Genomic DNA, 18086 nt, shown 5'->3' with positions numbered 1-18086 from the left:
GAAGATCCTCGAGGGAACCCAGGCTTCGGTGCCCCCGCAAGGCGGGCGCAAGCATCCGCATCAAGAGTTCATTCAGATCGACACCACGAACGTGTTGTTCATCGTCGCCGGTGCTTTCGCCGGCTTGGAGAAGATCGTGTCCGACCGCGTCGGCAGGCGCGGCATCGGCTTCGGCAACGAGGTTGTCACCAAGGACGAGGTGGATACCGCCGACCACTTCGCCGATGTCATGCCCGAGGATCTGATCAAGTTCGGCCTGATCCCGGAGTTCATCGGTCGCCTGCCGATCGTCGCGTCGGTGACCAACCTTGACAAGACGTCGTTGGTCAGCATCCTTAGCGAGCCAAAGAACGCGCTGGTCAAGCAGTACACCAAGCTGTTCGAGATGGACAACGTCGAATTGGAGTTCGACGACGACGCCCTGGAGGCGATCGCCGATCAGGCGATCCACCGTGGCACGGGCGCACGCGGGCTCCGCGCGATTATGGAGGAAGTCCTGCTGCCGGTCATGTACGACATTCCCAGCCGCGACGACGTCGAAAAGGTGGTCGTCACCGGGGAAACCGTTCGCGACAACGTCCTGCCGACCGTCGTGCCGCGCAAGAAGCACCGCGCCGAACCGCACGACAAGAGCGCCTAGTACTTTTCCTCCCTCATTTCGCCCGTCCCACTTCGATCGAAGGGGGACGGGCGAAATCGTGTGGGATCGATTGGCTGCTCTGGCCTGTCATCCCTAGACTTGTCGCCGTGACTACCCCCGACGCGACTAGCTCGCTGCCTGCCGCCTGGAATCCCGCCGATCACGAGGAGGCGCTGTACCAGGGGTGGGTAGACGCCGGGTACTTCACCGCCGACGCAAGCAGCGACAAGCCGCCGTTCTCCATCGTCATCCCGCCGCCCAACGTCAACGGGTCGCTGCATATGGGACACGCGTACGAGCACGTGCTGATGGACGTGTTGAGCCGTCGCCGCCGGATGCAGGGCTACGAAGTGCTCTGGCTTCCGGGGATGGACCACGCTGCGATCGCCATGCAGACCATGGTCGAGGGCAAACTCGCCGGCGAGGGCAAAAGCCGCGATGATCTCGGCCGCGCGGCGTTCATCGAGCGGGTGTGGGCGGAGAAGGGGGCGATCTCGGGGACAATCGGCGATCAGATGCGCCGCCTCGGCGACAGCGTCGACTGGTCGCGGGAGCGCTTCACCATGGACGAGGGCCTCTCGCGCGCCGTCCACACCATCTTCAAGCAGCTCTTCGACGACGGGTTGATCTACCAGGCCGAACGCCTGGTCAACTGGTCGCCGACGCTACAGACCGCGGTCAGCGACATCGAGGTGAAGTACGCCGACGTCGACGGCGAGTTGGTGTCGTTCCGCTACGGATCGCTCAACGATGACGAGCCGCACATCGTCGTCGCCACCACACGACTGGAAACGATGCTCGGCGATACCGCGATCGCGGTGCACCCCGACGACGAGCGCTACGCACAGCTGGTCGGCACCGAACTCGAGCACCCCTTCCTCGACCGTCGCATCCCGGTCATCGCCGACGATTACGTCGATCCCGAGTTCGGTTCCGGCGCAGTGAAAATCACGCCCGCGCACGACCCGAACGACTTCGCGATCGGCCAGCGCCACGACCTGCCGATGCCCACGATCCTCGACGGGCAGGCCCGTGTCATCGACACCGGAACGCAGTTCGACGGGCTCGGCCGCTTCGAGGCGCGCACAGCCGTGTGCGAGGCGCTGCGCGAACAAGGCCGCATCGTCAAAGAGGTTCGTCCCTACAGTCACAGCGTCGGGCATTCCGAGCGCACCGGCGAACCGATCGAGCCGCGGCTGTCGATGCAGTGGTGGGTGGCCGTCGAATCGTTGGCACAGCGCGCCGGCGACGCGGTGCGCACCGGGCAGACGGCGATCCACCCGCGGTCGATGGAGCCGCGGTGGTTCGGCTGGGTCGATGAGATGCACGACTGGTGCATCTCGCGGCAGTTGTGGTGGGGCCACCGCATCCCGATCTGGCACGGACCCGACGGGGAGGTCGTCTGCCCGGCGCCGGGGGAGGATCCGCCGGCCGGCTACACCCAGGAGACCGATGTCCTCGACACGTGGTTCTCGTCGGGGTTGTGGCCGTTCTCGACGATGGGCTGGCCCGAGGACACCGCCGACCTCCGCAAGTTCTATCCGACGTCAGTGCTGGTCACCGGTTACGACATCCTGTTCTTCTGGGTCGCCCGGATGATGATGTTCGGTACCTACGTGGGCGAGAAGAACATCGCGGGGCTGTCGGATCGGGGCGCGCGCGTGCCGTTCACCGATCTTTTCCTGCATGGTCTGGTGCGCGACGAGCACGGCCGCAAGATGAGCAAGTCGCGGGGCAACGGCATCGACCCGCTGGACTGGGTGGAGCGCTTCGGGGCCGACGCGCTGCGCTTCACGCTGGCGCGCGGTGCCAACCCGGGCAGCGACATCTCCGTCGGTGAGGACCACGCGCAGAGTTCGCGAAACTTCGCCACCAAGCTGTTCAACGCCACCAAGTTCGCCCTCCTGAACTCCGCGACCGCGGTGGGCGACCTGCCGCCGCGGGCATCGTTGACCGAGGCCGACCGCTGGATCCTCGACCGGCTCGACGAGGTGCTCGCCGTCGCCGACGAGGGTTTCGAGTCGTACGAGTTCGCCAAGGCATGCGAGGCGCTGTACCACTTCGCCTGGGACGAGGTGTGCGACTGGTATCTGGAACTGGCAAAGGTTCAGTTGGCCGACGACGAGCGCAAGGCGTCGACGGCCCGCGTACTGGGGGCCGTTCTCGACCCGTTGCTGCGCGCCCTGTCGCCGGTGATGCCGTTCGTCACCGAGACGCTCTGGCGTGCGCTCACCGGTGGCGAGTCCGTCGTCGTCGCGCAGTGGCCGGTGTCTTCCGGTGCCGGGACCGACGGCGAGCGGGCCGAAGCGCCTCGGCGGATCGAGCGCGACGACCACGCCGCCACTCATATCGACGACCTGCAGAAGCTCGTCACCGAGGTGCGCCGCTTCCGCAGCGACCAGGGACTGCGCCCGGGCCAGCGGGTGGCCGCCACGCTCAGCGGCCTCGACGCGGCGGGCCTCGCACCCTCGCGCCACTACCTCGATGCGCTTGCCCGGCTCGATCGGGCCGACGACCGTTTCACTGCCACCGCCTCCATTGAGGTTCGGCTGAGCGGGGCCACCGTGACCGTCGACCTCGACACGTCCGGAACGGTTGATGTCGAGGCGGAGAAGCGGCGCGTCGCCAAGGACCTTGCCGTCGCCGAGAAGGAGATGGCGACGACGACGGCGAAACTGGGCAACGAGCAGTTCCTGGGGAAGGCTCCCGACGAAGTGGTCGCGAAGATCCGGGGGCGGCAGGCGGTCGCACGCGAGGAAATCGAACGGCTGGGGGCCAAGCTGGCGGCATTGGGGGGCGCGTGAGCACCCTCGATCCGGCCGATATTGCCGAGCTCGCCGACGTCGAGGCCGAGCTTGATACCCGTTGGCCGGAGACGAAGATCGAGCCGTCGCTGACGCGGATCAGCGCCCTGCTCGATCTGCTCGGCTCGCCGCAGAACTCCTATCCATCGATCCACATCGCCGGCACCAACGGCAAGACGTCGGTTACCCGGATGATCGACGCGCTGCTCACCGCCATGCACCGGCGAACAGGCCGAATCACCAGCCCGCATCTGCAGCTGGCGACCGAGCGGATCTCCGTCGACAACGCGCCCATCAGCCCGCGCGTCTACATCGACGCCTACCGCGAACTCGAACCGTTCATCACGATGGTCGACGACTCGTCGACCGCGGCCGGGGGACCGCGGATGAGCAAGTTCGAGGTGCTGACCGCGATGGCCTACGCGGTGTTCGCCGAGGCGCCGGTCGACGTCGCCGTCGTTGAGACGGGCATGGGGGGGCGCTGGGATGCGACCAACGTCATCGCTTCGCAGGTCGCGGTGATCACGCCGATCGCCATGGACCACGCCGACTATCTGGGCGACACCCTGGCCGCGATTGCGGGCGAGAAGGCCGGAATCATCAAGGGCGCCGACGCCGATCAGATCGTGCCGTTGGATCCGGTGACCATTCTCGCGCGCCAAGAGCCAGAAGTGGCCGACGTTCTGCTGCGCGCCACCGTCGAGGCCGGGACCGTCGTGGCCCGCCAGGACGCTGAATTCGCCGTGCTCGATTCGCGGACCGCCGTGGGCGGACAGCTCCTAGAGCTGCAAGGACTCGGCGGCGTCTATCCGGAGATATTCCTGCCGCTGCACGGCTCCCACCAGGGCGCCAACGCGTCACTGGCGCTGGCCGCCGTTGAAGCGTTCTTCGGTGCCGGGCCGGACCGGCAGCTCGACATCGAAGCGGTGCGCACCGGCTTCGCATCGGTGACCAGCCCGGGCCGGTTGGAGCGGGTGCGCAGTGCGCCGACGGTGTATCTCGACGCGGCCCACAACCCGCACGGTGCCCGGGCCCTGGCCGCCGCACTGCGCGACGAGTTCGATTTCCAGCGGCTGATCGGCGTGGTGGCGGTGTTGGGCGACAAGGATGTCCTGGGTCTGTTGGAGGCCCTGGAACCGGTGCTCGACACGATCGTGTTGACCAACAACGGCTCACCCCGCGCGTTGTCCACCGAACTGCTGGAGGAGGCGGCCACACCGATTTTTGGCGAGGACCGCGTCGTCGTCGCACCGTTTCTGCCCGATGCCGTTGAACAGGCGATCGCCCTGGCAGAGGCGGACGAGGGAGCTCCCTTGTCCGGGGCCGGCGTCGTCATCACCGGCTCGGTGGTCACCGCGGGCGCAGCCCGATCGCTCTTCGGAAAGGACCCGGCATGACCAGCGCCCACCCCGGCTTCACCGCGCCGACGGCAGACCCGTGGAAGGGGTTGCGCGGCGTCATGTCCGGTCTGCTGATCTTGCAGGCCATCGTCGTCGGGTTGGCGTTCCCGGTTGTTGCGAAGATCGGCGGCGGGTTGACGCCATCCAGCGTCGCCTACCTGAGCACCCTGATCGTGGCGCTCGTCCTCGCCTGCGGGTATCAGAGCCGCCGGTGGGCGCTGCCCCTAAATTGCGGGCTGACGCTGCTCACGATCGTCGGCGGTGTGTTCCACTGGTCGATCGCCGTCATCGGCCTCATCTTCGCGCTGGTCTGGGCATACATCATCTACATCAAGCGCGATGTCTCCCAGCGCATGGCCAACGGTCAGCTGCCCGGTCAGGAACCGATCGGGGATTGACGCCCCCGCGCGCGGCGCACCGACGATCGGTGTCGCTACTATTTCCGCGTGACTGAACGCACTCTCGTCCTCATCAAGCCCGACGGCGTCTCCCGCGGACTCATCGGCGAAATCATCCGGCGAATCGAGCGCAAGGGCCTGGCTCTTGTCGCACTCGACTTGCGAAACGCCACGCGTGAGGTGGCGGCCGGCCACTACGCCGAGCACGAGGGCAAGCCGTTCTACGGTGATCTTCTCGATTTCATCACTTCCGGGCCTGTGGTCGCGGCAATCGTCGAGGGTCCGCGTGCCATCGCGGCCTGGCGTCAGATTGCCGGCGGTACCGATCCCGTCGAGAAGGCCACCCCGGGGACCATTCGCGGTGACTTTGCCCTCGAAACCCAGAACAACCTCGTCCACGGTTCGGATTCGCCGGAGTCGGCTGCGCGCGAGATCGCGCTGTGGTTCCCGGGCCGGTAGCCGACACCGGCACCGGGTCGTCGGCGCGGGATTCTCCCTAATCGCGCCCGATGTGGGATACTGACCTGTGTTGCGGCCGACACACTCGTCTCGACCCGCGACACACGGTGACGGTTCACCGCCCGCGATCAGAGAGTTTGGCTGCGCTCGCGAGCAGGGTCTCCCCACGGCGATAGGTCTCCCAGAGATGCGCCGCGGCGTCGAGGTCCGTGGCCACGTTCACCACGAGGCGCGCATCGCATGTCTGGCCGGAACCCCGGTCAGGCGGCGGGCGCACCGAAAGACCAGCCAGGCGGTCGACGCCGGTCCTCCGACGCGACCCACAACCGCATACCGCATGAGCCTCCGAGTGGCCGCGTTGTTGTTCGACGCGCCCGGGGGCGCAAGGAGAATACGTGACCGAGAACGGGTCGCCGGCCGACGCACACGCGTCGACTCCGGCAACAGAACTTCCCGACAAGATGCGCGTCCACGCACTGGCTCGACTGTTGGGGTCGACCAGTCGCGAGGTGCTCAATCATCTTGAGGCCCTGGGCTCTGCCGTGCGCAGTGCCTCGTCCACCATCAACCGCGAAGTCGCCGAGCAAGTCGTGGCACGCGTAGGCGGGCCGGCCGTGGATGCCGTGGCGCCGGCCGTCGACGCGCCCGCTGCGCTGTTCTCTGCCGCATCGGCGACTACCGACACGCCGATTCAGGCAGCCGCTGCGGAAGCGGTTAATCCGCTGTTCCTGCCGCCGCAGGCTCCCGAGCCGACGGCGCGCCCCTCTTCCGGGTCCGACGCCGACTCCGATGAGTCCGCTGCCGGGTCCGCGGGGCAAACAGACTCCGCGGCCGCTGAATCCGGCGACGACGATGAGTCCGCCGATCAGTCGGGTCGTGCACGACGCCGCCGCCGGGGCCGCCGTGGCCGTGGCCGCGGGCGCGGCGAGTCCGACGAAACCGGGACCGATGCGTCGGAGGGGGCGCCCGCGGGTCAACAAGATTCGGACAGTGGCGGCACTGTTGCCGGCAGCGATCAGCAGGGTGGCGGTCACCAGCAGAGCGAGGCCGAAGGAGAGTCCGACGGGGCCGACTCCGATGGGGCCGACTCCGATGGGGCCGACTCCGATGGGGTCGACTCCGATGGGGTCGACTCCGATGGGGCCGACGACGAGGCGAGCGCCACGTCGAAGCGCCGTCGACGCCGTCGGCGCCGCAAGGGCGGCGGCGCGGGGGCCGATGAGGCGTCCGTCGACGATCCGCCGAACACCGTCGTGCACGAGCGGGAGCCGCGCAGCAAACGCGTACGCGACGAGGTGCAGGGCATCTCCGGCTCCACTCGCCTCGAAGCGAAGCGGCAACGTCGCCGCGATGGCCGCGATGCCGGTCGGCGGCGCCCCCCGATCTTGAGTGAATCGGAGTTTCTGGCGCGTCGCGAAGCGGTTGAGCGCGTCATGGTGGTGCGCGAGAAGGTGCACACCGCTGCCGAGCGCGATGCCGGGGCCGCCGAGGACTACACGCAGGTAGCCGTCCTCGAGGATGGTGTGCTGGTGGAGCACTTCGTGACCACGGCCACCTCGACGTCGATGGTCGGCAACATCTATCTCGGCCGCGTGCAGAACGTTCTGCCGGGTATGGAGGCCGCATTCGTCGACATCGGCCGCGGCCGCAACGGCGTGCTCTACGCCGGTGAGGTCAACTGGGAGGCCGCCGGCCTCGATGGCGGTTCGCGCAAAATCGAGCAGGCCCTAAAGCCGGGCGACAACGTTCTGGTTCAGGTGTCCAAGGACCCGGTCGGGCACAAGGGTGCACGGTTGACGACGCAGATCTCGCTGGCCGGCCGCTACCTGGTGTATGTGCCGGGCGGTTCGTCGACCGGCATTAGCCGCAAACTGCCCGATGTCGAGCGCAAGCGACTCAAGTCGATTCTGGGCAAGATCGTTCCCGAGGGCGCCGGTGTGATCATCCGCACCGCGTCTGAAGGCGTCAGCGCCGACGAGCTCGAAGCCGATATCAAGCGACTCGAAGTCCAGTGGACGACTATCGAGTCGGCCGCGCAGGACGCGACAGGCACGTCGGGCAAGGCCAAGTCGGTGGCACCCAAGGCGCTCTACGAAGAGCCGGATCTGCTGGTCCGGGTCGTCCGGGACCTGTTCAATGAGGACTTCTCCAAGCTTGTGGTTGAGGGTCGGGCCGCGTGGAGTCTGGTCGAGGGCTATGTCAACGGGGTCGCGCCCGACCTTCTTGCCCGCGTCGAGCAGTTTGAGAAGACCGGCCCCGACGCACCGGATGCCTTCGTCACCTATCGGATCGACGAACAGCTGGCGAAGGCGCTGGACCGCAAGGTGTGGCTGCCGTCGGGCGGCACGCTGATCATCGAGCACACCGAGGCGATGACGGTCGTCGACGTCAACACCGGCAAGTTCACCGGCTCCGGGGGCAACCTCGAGGAGACTGTGACGCGCAACAATCTTGAGGCCGCCGAGGAAATCGTGCGCCAGATGAGGCTGCGCGATCTTGGCGGCATGATCGTGGTCGACTTCATCGACATGGTCCTCGAGTCCAACCGGGACCTGGTATTGCGTCGCCTCACCGAGGCTCTCGCGCGTGATCGCACGCGGCATCAGGTCTCGGAGGTGACTTCGCTGGGGCTGGTGCAAATGACCCGGAAGCGGTTGGGCACCGGTCTGCTCGAGGCGTTCTCGACTACCTGCACCCAGTGCGCGGGCCGCGGCGTCATCGTCCATGCCGAACCCGTTGAGGTGCGTCCCGGCGACGACTCCGTCCGCGACGGCGCCAAGCGGACCCGGCGCAAGAAGGGCAAGTCCGAGGTTGTCGCGCCTGAGGCCAAGGCGCCCGCGCACGACCCGGCTCAGCACCCGCTGTTCCGGGCGATGCACGCGCATATCCATGAAAACGATGAGGCGGACGTCGTCGAGGTCGACTTGGTCGACGGTGAGCCGGCCGCGGCCGACCCAGCCGCTGTCGAGGTGCCCGCTGTCGAGACGCCTGCCGTCGAGGTGCCTGCTGTCGAGACGCCTGCTGTCGAGGTGCCCGGGGTGGAGAAGGCGGGGGCTGCGGCGGGCGCCGAGCCCGCACCGAAGACCAGGCACCGGCGGGTTCGCCGGGCGCCGGTATCCACCGGGGCGGGCGCCACGATCGTCATCGGTGCGGGTGAGCGAGACGACGCGCGGGCGACGGTGACGGCGACGACCACCGGTCCGGCCTCCGCGCCCTCCGATGGGGTAGTCGTGGGAGTGGTCCGGCGTCCACGTCGACGGGCGGCAAGCCGGCCGTCGGGGGCGCCACAGGCTGGTGCTGATAGCGCACTCCCGGATGATGCGTGAGCCTCCTCACAGTGGGCTTCGGCCTGTCGGTTTGACCGGGGCCAAGGCGCTCCCGTAACCTTGGAAAGTCGCCTACCTGCAGCGCAACGCGGGCGGGCATTTTATTTGTGACAACGAAGATTGAGGGAATACCCGATGACTACGTACGCGATCGTCAAGACCGGCGGTAAGCAGTACAAGGTCGCCGAAGGCGACTTGGTGAAGGTCGAGAAGCTCGACGGTGAGCCCGGCAGCACCGTGGCACTTCCCGTCGCGCTGGTCGTCGACGGTGCCAAGCTGACCACCGAGGCCGCTGATCTGGCCAAGGTGTCGGTCAACGCCGAGGTCGTCGAGCATGTCAAGGGCCCGAAGATCCGGATCCACAAGTTCAAGAACAAGACCGGCTACCACAAGCGCCAGGGTCACCGTCAGCAGCTGACGGTGCTCAAGGTCACCGGAATCAAGTAGGAGTAGCACGACATGGCACATAAGAAGGGCGCATCGAGCTCTCGCAACGGTCGCGATTCCAACGCGCAACGCCTCGGCGTGAAGCGTTTCGGCGGCCAGCAGGTCAGCGCAGGAGAGATCCTGGTCCGTCAGCGTGGCACCCACATCCACCCCGGAGTGAATGTCGGTCGCGGTGGCGACGACACCCTGTTCGCCCTGGCTGCGGGTGCGGTCGAGTTCGGCAGCAAGCGTGGCCGCAAGACCGTCAACATCGTCCCGGAAGCCGCTGCGGTCTGATCCGCGCGCATAAGCTCTACGCAGGGCGGGCGGGGATCACTGATCCCTCACCCCGCCCTGTTTTGTATCCACCGTCCCGGTAGGAGGCGCCGATGTCGCGGTTTGTTGACCAGGTGACGATTCACGTGACCGCCGGTAACGGTGGCCACGGGTGCTCGTCGGTGCACCGGGAGAAGTTCAAGCCACTCGGGGGGCCCGACGGCGGTAACGGTGGACGCGGCGGCGATGTGCGCCTCGTCGTCGATCCGCAGGTCCACACGCTCCTCGACTTTCATTTCCGGCCGCATGCAAATGCCGGCAACGGCAAACCGGGCATGGGCGACAACCGCAGCGGTGCCAATGGGGACGACCTCGAACTCGCCATTCCCGACGGCACGGTGATCCTCGACGAGAACGGCGCCATCGTGGCCGACATGGTCGGCACCGGGACCACCTTCGTGGCGGCCCAGGGCGGCCGCGGCGGGCTGGGCAATGCGGCGCTGGCGTCGAAGGCGCGTAAGGCGCCCGGTTTCGCCCTCCTCGGTGAACCGGGGCAAGAGCGCGAACTCGTTCTCGAACTGAAGTCGGTCGCCGATGTCGGGTTGGTCGGCTTTCCGTCGGCGGGGAAGTCGTCGCTGGTGTCGGTCCTGTCCGCGGCCAAGCCGAAGATTGCCGACTACCCTTTCACGACGCTGGCCCCGAACCTGGGCGTCGTGCAGACCGTGCCGGGGCGCGTCGGCGAACGGCTGGCGGCAATCGACGCGTTCACGATCGCCGACGTGCCCGGTCTGATTCCGGGTGCTTCGGAGGGCCGTGGGCTCGGGTTGGACTTCTTGCGCCACATTGAACGGTGTGCGGTGCTCGCTCACGTCGTCGACTGCGCGACGCTGGAGCCCGATCGGGATCCGGTGGCCGATATCGAGGTGCTGGAGGCGGAGTTGGCCGCCTATCAGCCGGCGCTCGACGACGATCACGGACTCGGCGACCTCGCGCACCGTCCGCGGATCATCATTCTGAACAAGACCGACATTCCCGAGGCGGCCGACCTGGCCGACATCGTCGAAGCAGACCTGGCCGCATTCGGCTGGCCGATCTACCGGGTTTCGGCGGTCAGTCGTGAGGGCCTGCGCGAACTCGCCTTCGCCTTGGCCAAGCAGGTCCGGGAGTACCGCGAAGCCAATCCGAAGCAGGAGGCGCGGCGGGCGGTGATCCGGCCGAAGGCCGTCGATGCCGCGGAGTTCACCGTTGCCCCCGATCCCCAGGTGCCGGGCGGCTTCATTGTGCGCGGCGATCGCCCGGAACGCTGGATCCGGCAGACCCAGTTCGACAACGACGAGGCGGTTGGCTATCTCGCCGACCGGCTGAACCGGCTGGGCGTCGAGGACGAGTTGATGCGACTGGGCGCCGAGCCCGGCGCTCCGGTGACCGTCGGCGACGTGAGTTTCGATTGGGAACCGACGACGCCAACGGGCGATGACGTGCCGGTCACTGGGCGCGGTACCGATATCCGCCTGGACCGTTCGGACCGGATCGGCGCGACCGAGCGCAGGGCGGCCCGCAAACTGCGGCGCGAGCACCACGAGGAATGGGATCACCTCGGCGGCGGCGGCGGCGGTGACGATCGAGCCGATGACGATCACGATGTGGATGGGGAGAGCGGCCGGTGAGTTCGGGCGCGGTCTGGACGTCGCCCACCCGGGACGCGATCGCGGGTGCCCGCAGCGTTGTCGTGAAGATCGGCTCCGCCGCGCTGACCGATCTTGACGACGGACTCAACCTCGCTCGCCTTGATCGGCTCGCCGATGCACTCGAGCATCGGATGCGATCGGGCACCGACGTCATCGTGGTGTCGTCGGGCGCGATCGGCGCCGGCCTCGCGCCCCTGCGACTGCGCAAACGACCGGCGGATCTCGCCACCAAACAGGCGGCCGCGAGCGTCGGCCAGTTGGCTTTGGCGCACGCGTGGGGGACCTCGTTCCGCCGCTATGACCGGGTCGTCGGCCAAGTTCTGCTCACGGCGCACGACATCTCCCGGCGGTCCCACCACGCCAATGCGCAGCGGACGCTGGACCGGCTGCGCTCGTTGGGCGCGGTCGCCGTGGTGAATGAGAACGATGCGGTCGCGACCAACGAGATCCGGTTTGGTGACAATGATCGGCTCGCCGCCCTCGTCGCCCATCTTGCCGGTGCGGAGGCACTCGTTCTGCTATCGGACATCGACGGTCTTTACGACGGCGATCCGCGCAAGGCCACTGCCGGCCAGCCGGCCCGGTTCATTCCGGAGGTCGCCGGGCCCGAGGACCTGGCCGGGGTGATCGCGGGATCGGGCGGATCGTTGGGTACCGGCGGCATGGCCTCGAAACTTGCCTCTGCGCGGCTCGCCGCCGATGGCGGGGTCCCCGTGCTGCTCGCGGCCGCCGCCGACGCGGATGCGGCGCTGCGCGACGCGTCGGTCGGCACCGCTTTCGCACCGAGCGGGGAGCGCCTGTCGGCTAGGCGGTTCTGGCTGCGCCACGCGGCCGAGACACACGGGCGGCTTGTCCTCGACGACGGGGCGGTGGCGGCCGTCGGGCGACGACGGTCACTGCTTGCTGCGGGGATCGTCGCTGTAACCGGCGTGTTCTCGGCCGGCGATGTCGTCGAACTCGTCGACCAGCGCGGTGAATTGTGCGCCCGCGGCGTCGCCGGGTTCGCCACCGACGAGGTGACCCGGATGATCGGCCGCAGCACCGGCGACCTGCCCGCCGACTTGCGCGCGCCCGTCGTCCACGCCGACGACCTCGCGCTGCTCTGATGCCCAGAATCATCGCCGGCGAGTTCGGCGGTCGCCGCCTCGCTGTGGCGTCGGATGCGACCCGCCCGACCTCTGATCGGGTGCGCGAGGCGGTGTTCGCGGCCCTCGACGCACGGGTGGACCTGGCCGGAATGACCGTACTGGACTTGTTCGCGGGCACGGGGGCGCTGGGCCTCGAAGCGGTCTCGCGCGGGGCTGCGTCGGCCGTCTTCGTCGACGACGACGGGCGTGCTGCCGAAGGGCTCAAGCGCAACATCGCCACGTGCGGGGCGGGCCAGCGGGCTAAGGTGGTGCGGCGCGCGGTCGACGACTTCCTGCGCTCGACCACGGATCGGTACGACCTGGTGTTCTGCGATCCGCCCTACGGCATTCCCGATGACGAGCTCGCCGCCGTCCTGGCCCTGGTGGCGCCCCTGCTCGGTGACGGCTACCTGGTTCTCGAACGGGCCAGGCGCACGGCAGACACGAGCTGGCCGCCAACGCTGCGCCCGGTGGTGGCGAAGAGGTACGGCGATACCCGAGTCGAGTGGGCCGAGCCTCGTTGAGCAGCGATACAGGAATGGTCCGGCCCGATCCGGACGAACTCCTGCCGCCGCCCATCGTGCGGCGCTGGACCGAACGGATCGATCGCTTCGCCGGGGCCGAGTGTGCCGACCTGTTCGCGGTGGCGATACGGCGCACGCTGGCCCGGACGCTGCACCGGCTCGACGACGGGACTGTCTTCGTCGTCACCGGCGATATTCCCGCCATGTGGCTGCGTGATGCGGCGACCCAGATGCGGCCCTATCTCGCGCTGCTGGGTGCGACCGGCCCGGGTGAGCTGCCGGGCCTGGCCGAAATGATCGGCGGCGTCGTCCGCCGTCAGTTCGCCTACATCGCCCACGATCCGTACGCGAACGCGTTCAACGCCGCGCCCAACGGCAACTGCCACGAGCCCCGCGACCTCGGGGACGACCCGTGGTTGTGGGAGCGGAAGTATGAGATCGACTCGCTGTGCTTCCCGTTTCAGCTGGCAGATCAGCTGGCCCGGGCCACCGCCGATACGGCGCATTTCACCGCGGCGTTCCGGGCTGCGGCCGGGACGGCCGTCGATACGCTCACCGTCGAACTCGACCACGAGAACCTCTCGTCGTACCGCTTCGTCCGTCCCGACACGATCCCCCAGGACACCCTCCCGCGGGACGGGCGCGGGGCGCCGGTCGCCGTCACCGGGATGACCTGGTCGGCGTTCCGTCCGTCCGATGATGCCTGTGTGCACGGGTACCTGGTGCCGGCGAATCTGATGGCCGCGCACACCCTCGACCTTATTGCCGCCCGGCTGGGGGTGGCCGATGAGTTGGCGGTGCGGGCCCGATCGCTGGCGGCGATTTTGCGCGCCGGGGTCGAGGCGCACGGCGTCGTCGCCCATCCACACCACGGCGAGATCTGGGCCTATGAGGTAGACGGACTCGGGGCGACCCTGCTCGCCGACGACGCGAACATGCCCAGTCTGCTGTCGTTACCGCTGGTGGCGGGGATCGATCCGGCCGACGCGCGCTATGCCCGCACGCGCGGCTTCGTCCTGTCGCCGGACAACCCCTACTTCTACCGCGGTGCGCTCGCGGCAGGGCCGGGCAGTCCGCACACCCCCGTCGACCACGTATGGCCGATCGCGCTCGCCGTCGCCGGGCTGACCACCGCCGACCGTTCGGAGTCGTTGAGGTTGCTGCGCACGATCGCCGCGACCACGGCCGGCACGGGGCACGTGCACGAGAGCTTTCACGTCGACGACGACACGCGATTCACCCGGGACTGGTTCAGCTGGGCCGACTCGATGTACTGCGAGCTCGCGCTGCGGGTGGCCGGGTACCCTCAGGCGCTATGAGCATCGCACTGTGTCCGGGTTCCTTCGATCCGTTCACGCTCGGGCATCGTTTCGTCGTCGAACGTGCCGCGGCCCGGTTCGACGAGGTCATCGTCACCGTCGTTGTCAATCCGAATAAGCAGGGCATGTTCACGGTTGACGAGCGGCTTGACCTCATCGCCGCCAGTTGCGCCGATCTGCCCAACGTCCGGGTGGACCGGTGGCGCGGTTTGCTGGTGGATTATATGCGCAACGAGGGGGTGACCACGATGCTCAAGGGGCTGCGGTCGAGCAGCGACTTCGAGTACGAGGTTCCGATGGCGCAGATGAACCGGGAGCTTGCGGACGTCGAAACGCTCTTCCTGTGGACCGATCCGCGCTACGCACACTTGTCTAGTTCCCTGGTGAAAGAGGTCGCGAGATTGGGCGGTGATGTCCAGCCCTTCCTGCCCCCGGTGGTCTACCGCGCGGTGATGGCGAAGATCAACGGCGAGCTGAGCGCCTAGTTGCCGAGTGGCCGGCCGAGTGGATGGCAACCGAGTGGATGGCGCCGACACGCCGACCAAAAAAGCATCCCCAATCACATCAGTAACATTCGGCACAATGGTCACAGAAGCCACGGAGGTGGTGTTCTGCCACTGCGAGATAGGGGTGTTGCTGTGTACCGCGTATTCGAAGCCCTCGATGAGCTGGTCGCGATCGTGGAGGAGGCGCGCGCCGTTCCGATGACGGCGGGCTGCATGGTTCCGCGCGGTGACGTGCTCGAACTGCTCGACGACATCAAAGGCTCCATCCCCGCCGAACTCGACGATGCCCAGGACGTACTCGATCAGCGCGACGCGCTCGTCGGGAACGCTCGGCAGAATGCCGACTCCACCGTCGCCCAGGCGAGGGGCGACGCCGACGCGATGGTCGCCGCCGCCCAGGCCGAAGCCGACCGACTGGTCGCCGAGGCGCGGGCGGCCGCCGACCGGATGGTCGACGACGCGTCGAACCACAGCCGTTCGATGATCTCCGACGCCACCGAGGAAGCCCACCGGCTCGTCACCAGCGCCGCTCGGGAGCACGAGTCGGTCACCGGCCGCGCGCGGTCCGAGGCGGGGCGGATCATCGAGAACGCCAACGCACACTATGAGCGCTCGGTCGCCGACGGCATCGCCGAACAGCAGCGCCTCGTTGCCGACGACGAGGTCGTGGCGGCCGCCAAATCGGAGGCCCAGCGGGTCATCGACGCGGCACACGCCGAGGCCGACCGTCTGCGCGGCGAGTGCGACATTTACGTCGACAAGAAACTCGCCGATTTCGAGGAGATCCTCACCGGCACACTGCGCTCGGTCGGACGCGGACGTCAGCAACTGCGCACCGGCGCCGGTACGCACGACTATGTCGAGTACCCCCGCGCCGTGGACGAGAAGCAACAGCGCGAGGCTCCGCTCGCGGGATAGCGGCGGGCCGCGTTTGACCGCGGTGCCTCCGGCGTATGGTGACGGTGTGGCCCAAGCAGTTGACGCACCGTTCCGCTATGACATCAGGTCGCTCGGACGCCGACCCGGCAGCATGATCGAGTCGCACCGCACCGTCGTCACCCCCATTCGCATCGGCACCGAAATGGTGGCTATCGAGCCGGGTACCGAGATGGATCTCGACCTGCGGATGGAGTCGGTATCCGAAGGGGTTCTCGTGACGGGCACCGCGTGCGGCGAGACCGCCGGCCAGTGTTCACGCTGCCTCGAGCCCATCGAGGGCACGGTCACGGTCTTCCTCACCGAGTTGTACGCCTACCCCGACAGTGAGACCGACAAGACGACCGCCGACGAAGAGGTCCATCGGGTCGACAACGATTACATCGATCTCGAGCAGGCGCTCATCGACGCGATCGGCTTGGAGTTGCCCATGTCACCACTGTGCCGTGCGGATTGCCAGGGCCTCTGCCCCGATTGTGGCGTGGTCTTGGCCGTGGCGGAGCCCGGCCACTCCCACGAGAAGATCGATCCGCGCTGGGCCGGACTCGCCGACAAGCTGGACGCCATTGGCGACGAGAATCGCGGCGATGGCTCAAGGTAGGCGCGACACCAAGGCGCTCCTCGGCGCACTCGGGGCCGCCCTCGACGACGACCTCCTCACCCTCGCCCTCACCCACCGGTCGTACGCCTATGAGAACGGCGGGCTCCCCACCAATGAGCGACTCGAATTCCTCGGCGATTCGGTACTCGGCGTGGTCATCACCGAGAAGCTCTACCTCGACTATCCCGACCGCCCCGAGGGCGAGCTGGCCAAGATCCGGGCCAGCGTGGTCAACGGACAGGCGCTGGCCCGGCTGGCGCGGACACTGGGAACCGGCGGATTGGGGCGGCACCTGTATCTCGGGCGCGGCGAGGAGATGACCGGCGGGCGTGACAAGGACAGCATCCTGGCCGACGGGATGGAGGCCTTACTGGGCGCGGTCTACCTCGAGCACGGCTTCGCCGGAACCCGGCAGGTGATCCTCGCACTGTTCGACGACGTGGTCGCCGACGCCGGGCGGCTGGGCGCTGGTCTCGACTGGAAGACGTCGTTGCAGGAGCTATCGGCGGCGCGCCTGCTCGGACCGCCGGCCTACCTCATCAGTTCGACCGGCCCCGACCATGACAAAGAGTTCACCGCGACTGCCGTCGTCGGCGGTGAGGAACTCGGCACCGGCATCGGCCGGTCGAAGAAGGAGGCCGAACAGATCGCCGCGCAGGAGGCCTGGCGGGTGCTCGACGACCGGGACGCCGCCACCGGGGAGTCAGCCGAGCGCCCGGGTGCCTGAACTCCCAGAAGTCGAGACCGTCCGGCTCGGTGTCGACAAGCACGTGGTGGGTGCTGCTTTCACCGATGTGTCCGTGCTCCACGACCGTGCGGTGCGCCGACAGGCCGGCGGGGCGGCCGAACTGATCGGGCGGCTGCGTGGCCAGACCGCGGTCGCCGCCCGTCGTCGCGGCAAATACCTGTGGCTCGATTTGGCCGACCGGGCGGGCGTCTCCGACGAGGCGCTGGTCATTCATCTCGGTATGAGTGGGCAACTGCGGATCGTTGACTCCGACGACGCGAACACCACCACCAAGCACCTCCGAATCCGCGCGCGACTCGGCGCTCGCGAGTTCTGGTTCATCGATCAGCGGACCTTCGGTGGCTGGCAGGTCGACGAACTTGTACCAGATCCGCACAATCGGGCCGGCCGGGTTCCCTCGATTGTCGCGCACATCGCACCTGATCCTTTCGACCAAGCCTTTGACGCCGATGCGGTCGCACTGCGGATGGCGGGCAAGCGAACCGAGATCAAGCGGGCACTGCTCGACCAGACGCTGGTGTCGGGGATCGGCAACATCTACGCCGACGAATCGCTGTGGCGAGCCCGGCTGCGCGGCACCCGGCTGACCGATTCGATCTCCCACGCCAAGCTGGTCGAGTTGTTGGGCCATGCGCGCGAGGTCATGGCATCGGCCCTGGCCGTCGGCGGAACATCCTTCGATGAGCTCTATGTCAACGTCAACGGGGAGTCGGGGTACTTTTCCCGATCCCTTGACGTTTATGGCCGGACTGGCGAGCCTTGTAATCGGTGTGAAACGCCGATCGTGCGCGAGCAATTCATGAACCGCAGCTCGCACTTCTGCCCCCGGTGTCAGAGGAGACCATCCACGCCGAGCACCTGACCGGCGAGCGGGGTTCCCCGTCAATGAGGCGCTCGTGCGTGTAGAG

General features: G+C 67.7%; 17 protein-coding genes. All 17 read left to right on the top strand.

Annotated elements, in window-relative coordinates; translation table 11 throughout:
* Positions 1-640, top strand: a 640-nt coding sequence (locus tag B4M62_RS10400) for an AAA family ATPase (protein ID WP_290707387.1), incomplete at its 5' end; no start/stop codon positions are given.
* Between the two features lie 107 nt (positions 641-747).
* The gene (locus B4M62_RS10395; protein WP_290707384.1) at positions 748-3444 is read left to right on the top strand and encodes a valine--tRNA ligase; all 2697 of its coding nucleotides are present in this window, start codon (positions 748-750) and stop codon (positions 3442-3444) included.
* Positions 3429-4841: a bifunctional tetrahydrofolate synthase/dihydrofolate synthase gene (folC, locus tag B4M62_RS10390; RefSeq protein WP_414651822.1), complete on the top strand. Its 1413-nt coding sequence runs from the start codon at positions 3429-3431 to the stop codon at positions 4839-4841. Before B4M62_RS10395 ends, folC begins: the two co-directional genes overlap by 16 nt.
* Positions 4838-5242: a DUF4233 domain-containing protein gene (locus B4M62_RS10385; protein ID WP_290707380.1), complete on the top strand. Its 405-nt coding sequence runs from the start codon at positions 4838-4840 to the stop codon at positions 5240-5242. Before folC ends, B4M62_RS10385 begins: the two co-directional genes overlap by 4 nt.
* A gap of 48 nt (positions 5243-5290) precedes the next feature.
* Positions 5291-5701, top strand: a complete 411-nt coding sequence (gene ndk, locus B4M62_RS10380; RefSeq protein WP_290707378.1) for a nucleoside-diphosphate kinase — start codon at positions 5291-5293, stop codon at positions 5699-5701.
* Between the two features lie 395 nt (positions 5702-6096).
* Complete coding sequence (locus B4M62_RS10375; RefSeq protein ID WP_290707376.1) at positions 6097-9027, top strand: translation initiation factor IF-2 N-terminal domain-containing protein; 2931 nt, start codon at positions 6097-6099, stop codon at positions 9025-9027.
* A 135-nt stretch (positions 9028-9162) separates the two neighbouring features.
* The gene (gene rplU, locus B4M62_RS10370; protein WP_290707374.1) at positions 9163-9474 is read left to right on the top strand and encodes a 50S ribosomal protein L21; all 312 of its coding nucleotides are present in this window, start codon (positions 9163-9165) and stop codon (positions 9472-9474) included.
* A 12-nt stretch (positions 9475-9486) separates the two neighbouring features.
* Positions 9487-9750, top strand: a complete 264-nt coding sequence (gene rpmA, locus B4M62_RS10365; protein ID WP_290707372.1) for a 50S ribosomal protein L27 — start codon at positions 9487-9489, stop codon at positions 9748-9750.
* A gap of 92 nt (positions 9751-9842) precedes the next feature.
* Positions 9843-11396, top strand: coding sequence for a GTPase ObgE (gene obgE / locus B4M62_RS10360; protein WP_290707370.1), 1554 nt, complete (start codon positions 9843-9845; stop codon positions 11394-11396).
* Positions 11393-12523, top strand: coding sequence for a glutamate 5-kinase (gene proB / locus B4M62_RS10355; RefSeq protein ID WP_290707368.1), 1131 nt, complete (start codon positions 11393-11395; stop codon positions 12521-12523). The genes obgE and proB overlap by 4 nt, the downstream gene beginning before the upstream one ends.
* Positions 12523-13068 carry a 16S rRNA (guanine(966)-N(2))-methyltransferase RsmD gene (gene rsmD / locus B4M62_RS10350; protein WP_290707366.1) on the top strand — a complete coding sequence of 182 codons (546 nt, stop codon included), beginning with the start codon at positions 12523-12525 and terminating at the stop codon, positions 13066-13068. The genes proB and rsmD overlap by 1 nt, the downstream gene beginning before the upstream one ends.
* Complete coding sequence (locus B4M62_RS10345; RefSeq protein ID WP_290707363.1) at positions 13065-14387, top strand: glycoside hydrolase family 125 protein; 1323 nt, start codon at positions 13065-13067, stop codon at positions 14385-14387. Before rsmD ends, B4M62_RS10345 begins: the two co-directional genes overlap by 4 nt.
* Positions 14384-14872, top strand: a complete 489-nt coding sequence (gene coaD, locus B4M62_RS10340) for a pantetheine-phosphate adenylyltransferase (protein ID WP_290707360.1) — start codon at positions 14384-14386, stop codon at positions 14870-14872. The genes B4M62_RS10345 and coaD overlap by 4 nt, the downstream gene beginning before the upstream one ends.
* 153 nt (positions 14873-15025) lie before the next feature.
* Positions 15026-15811 (top strand): DivIVA domain-containing protein, encoded by a 786-nt coding sequence (locus B4M62_RS10335; RefSeq protein ID WP_290707359.1) that lies wholly within the window; start codon positions 15026-15028, stop codon positions 15809-15811.
* Between the two features lie 46 nt (positions 15812-15857).
* A complete protein-coding gene (locus tag B4M62_RS10330) occupies positions 15858-16430 on the top strand; it encodes a DUF177 domain-containing protein (protein WP_344716709.1) in 573 nt (190 codons plus the stop codon).
* Positions 16417-17157, top strand: a complete 741-nt coding sequence (gene rnc, locus B4M62_RS10325) for a ribonuclease III (RefSeq protein ID WP_290707355.1) — start codon at positions 16417-16419, stop codon at positions 17155-17157. The genes B4M62_RS10330 and rnc overlap by 14 nt, the downstream gene beginning before the upstream one ends.
* Positions 17150-18040, top strand: a complete 891-nt coding sequence (gene mutM / locus B4M62_RS10320; RefSeq protein ID WP_290707353.1) for a bifunctional DNA-formamidopyrimidine glycosylase/DNA-(apurinic or apyrimidinic site) lyase — start codon at positions 17150-17152, stop codon at positions 18038-18040. Before rnc ends, mutM begins: the two co-directional genes overlap by 8 nt.
* Positions 18041-18086 lie beyond the last annotated feature (46 nt).

This window comes from Gordonia sp. UBA5067, from assembly GCF_002414845.1.
Classification (GTDB): Bacteria; Actinomycetota; Actinomycetes; order Mycobacteriales; family Mycobacteriaceae; genus Gordonia; species Gordonia defluvii.
The sequence above is the reverse complement of the archived record's forward strand: the minus strand, read 5'-3'. Positions and strand labels throughout refer to the sequence as shown.

Excerpts from the sequence above, each read along its gene's own strand:
- B4M62_RS10385 (WP_290707380.1), top strand. The coding sequence starts at position 4,838 with ATGACCAGCGCCCACCCCGGCTTCACCGCGCCGACGGCAGACCCGTGG.
- rplU (WP_290707374.1), top strand. The coding sequence starts at position 9,163 with ATGACTACGTACGCGATCGTCAAGACCGGCGGTAAGCAGTACAAGGTC.
- rpmA (WP_290707372.1), top strand. The coding sequence starts at position 9,487 with ATGGCACATAAGAAGGGCGCATCGAGCTCTCGCAACGGTCGCGATTCC.
- obgE (WP_290707370.1), top strand. The coding sequence starts at position 9,843 with ATGTCGCGGTTTGTTGACCAGGTGACGATTCACGTGACCGCCGGTAAC.
- rsmD (WP_290707366.1), top strand. The coding sequence starts at position 12,523 with ATGCCCAGAATCATCGCCGGCGAGTTCGGCGGTCGCCGCCTCGCTGTG.
- coaD (WP_290707360.1), top strand. The coding sequence starts at position 14,384 with ATGAGCATCGCACTGTGTCCGGGTTCCTTCGATCCGTTCACGCTCGGG.
- rnc (WP_290707355.1), top strand. The coding sequence starts at position 16,417 with ATGGCTCAAGGTAGGCGCGACACCAAGGCGCTCCTCGGCGCACTCGGG.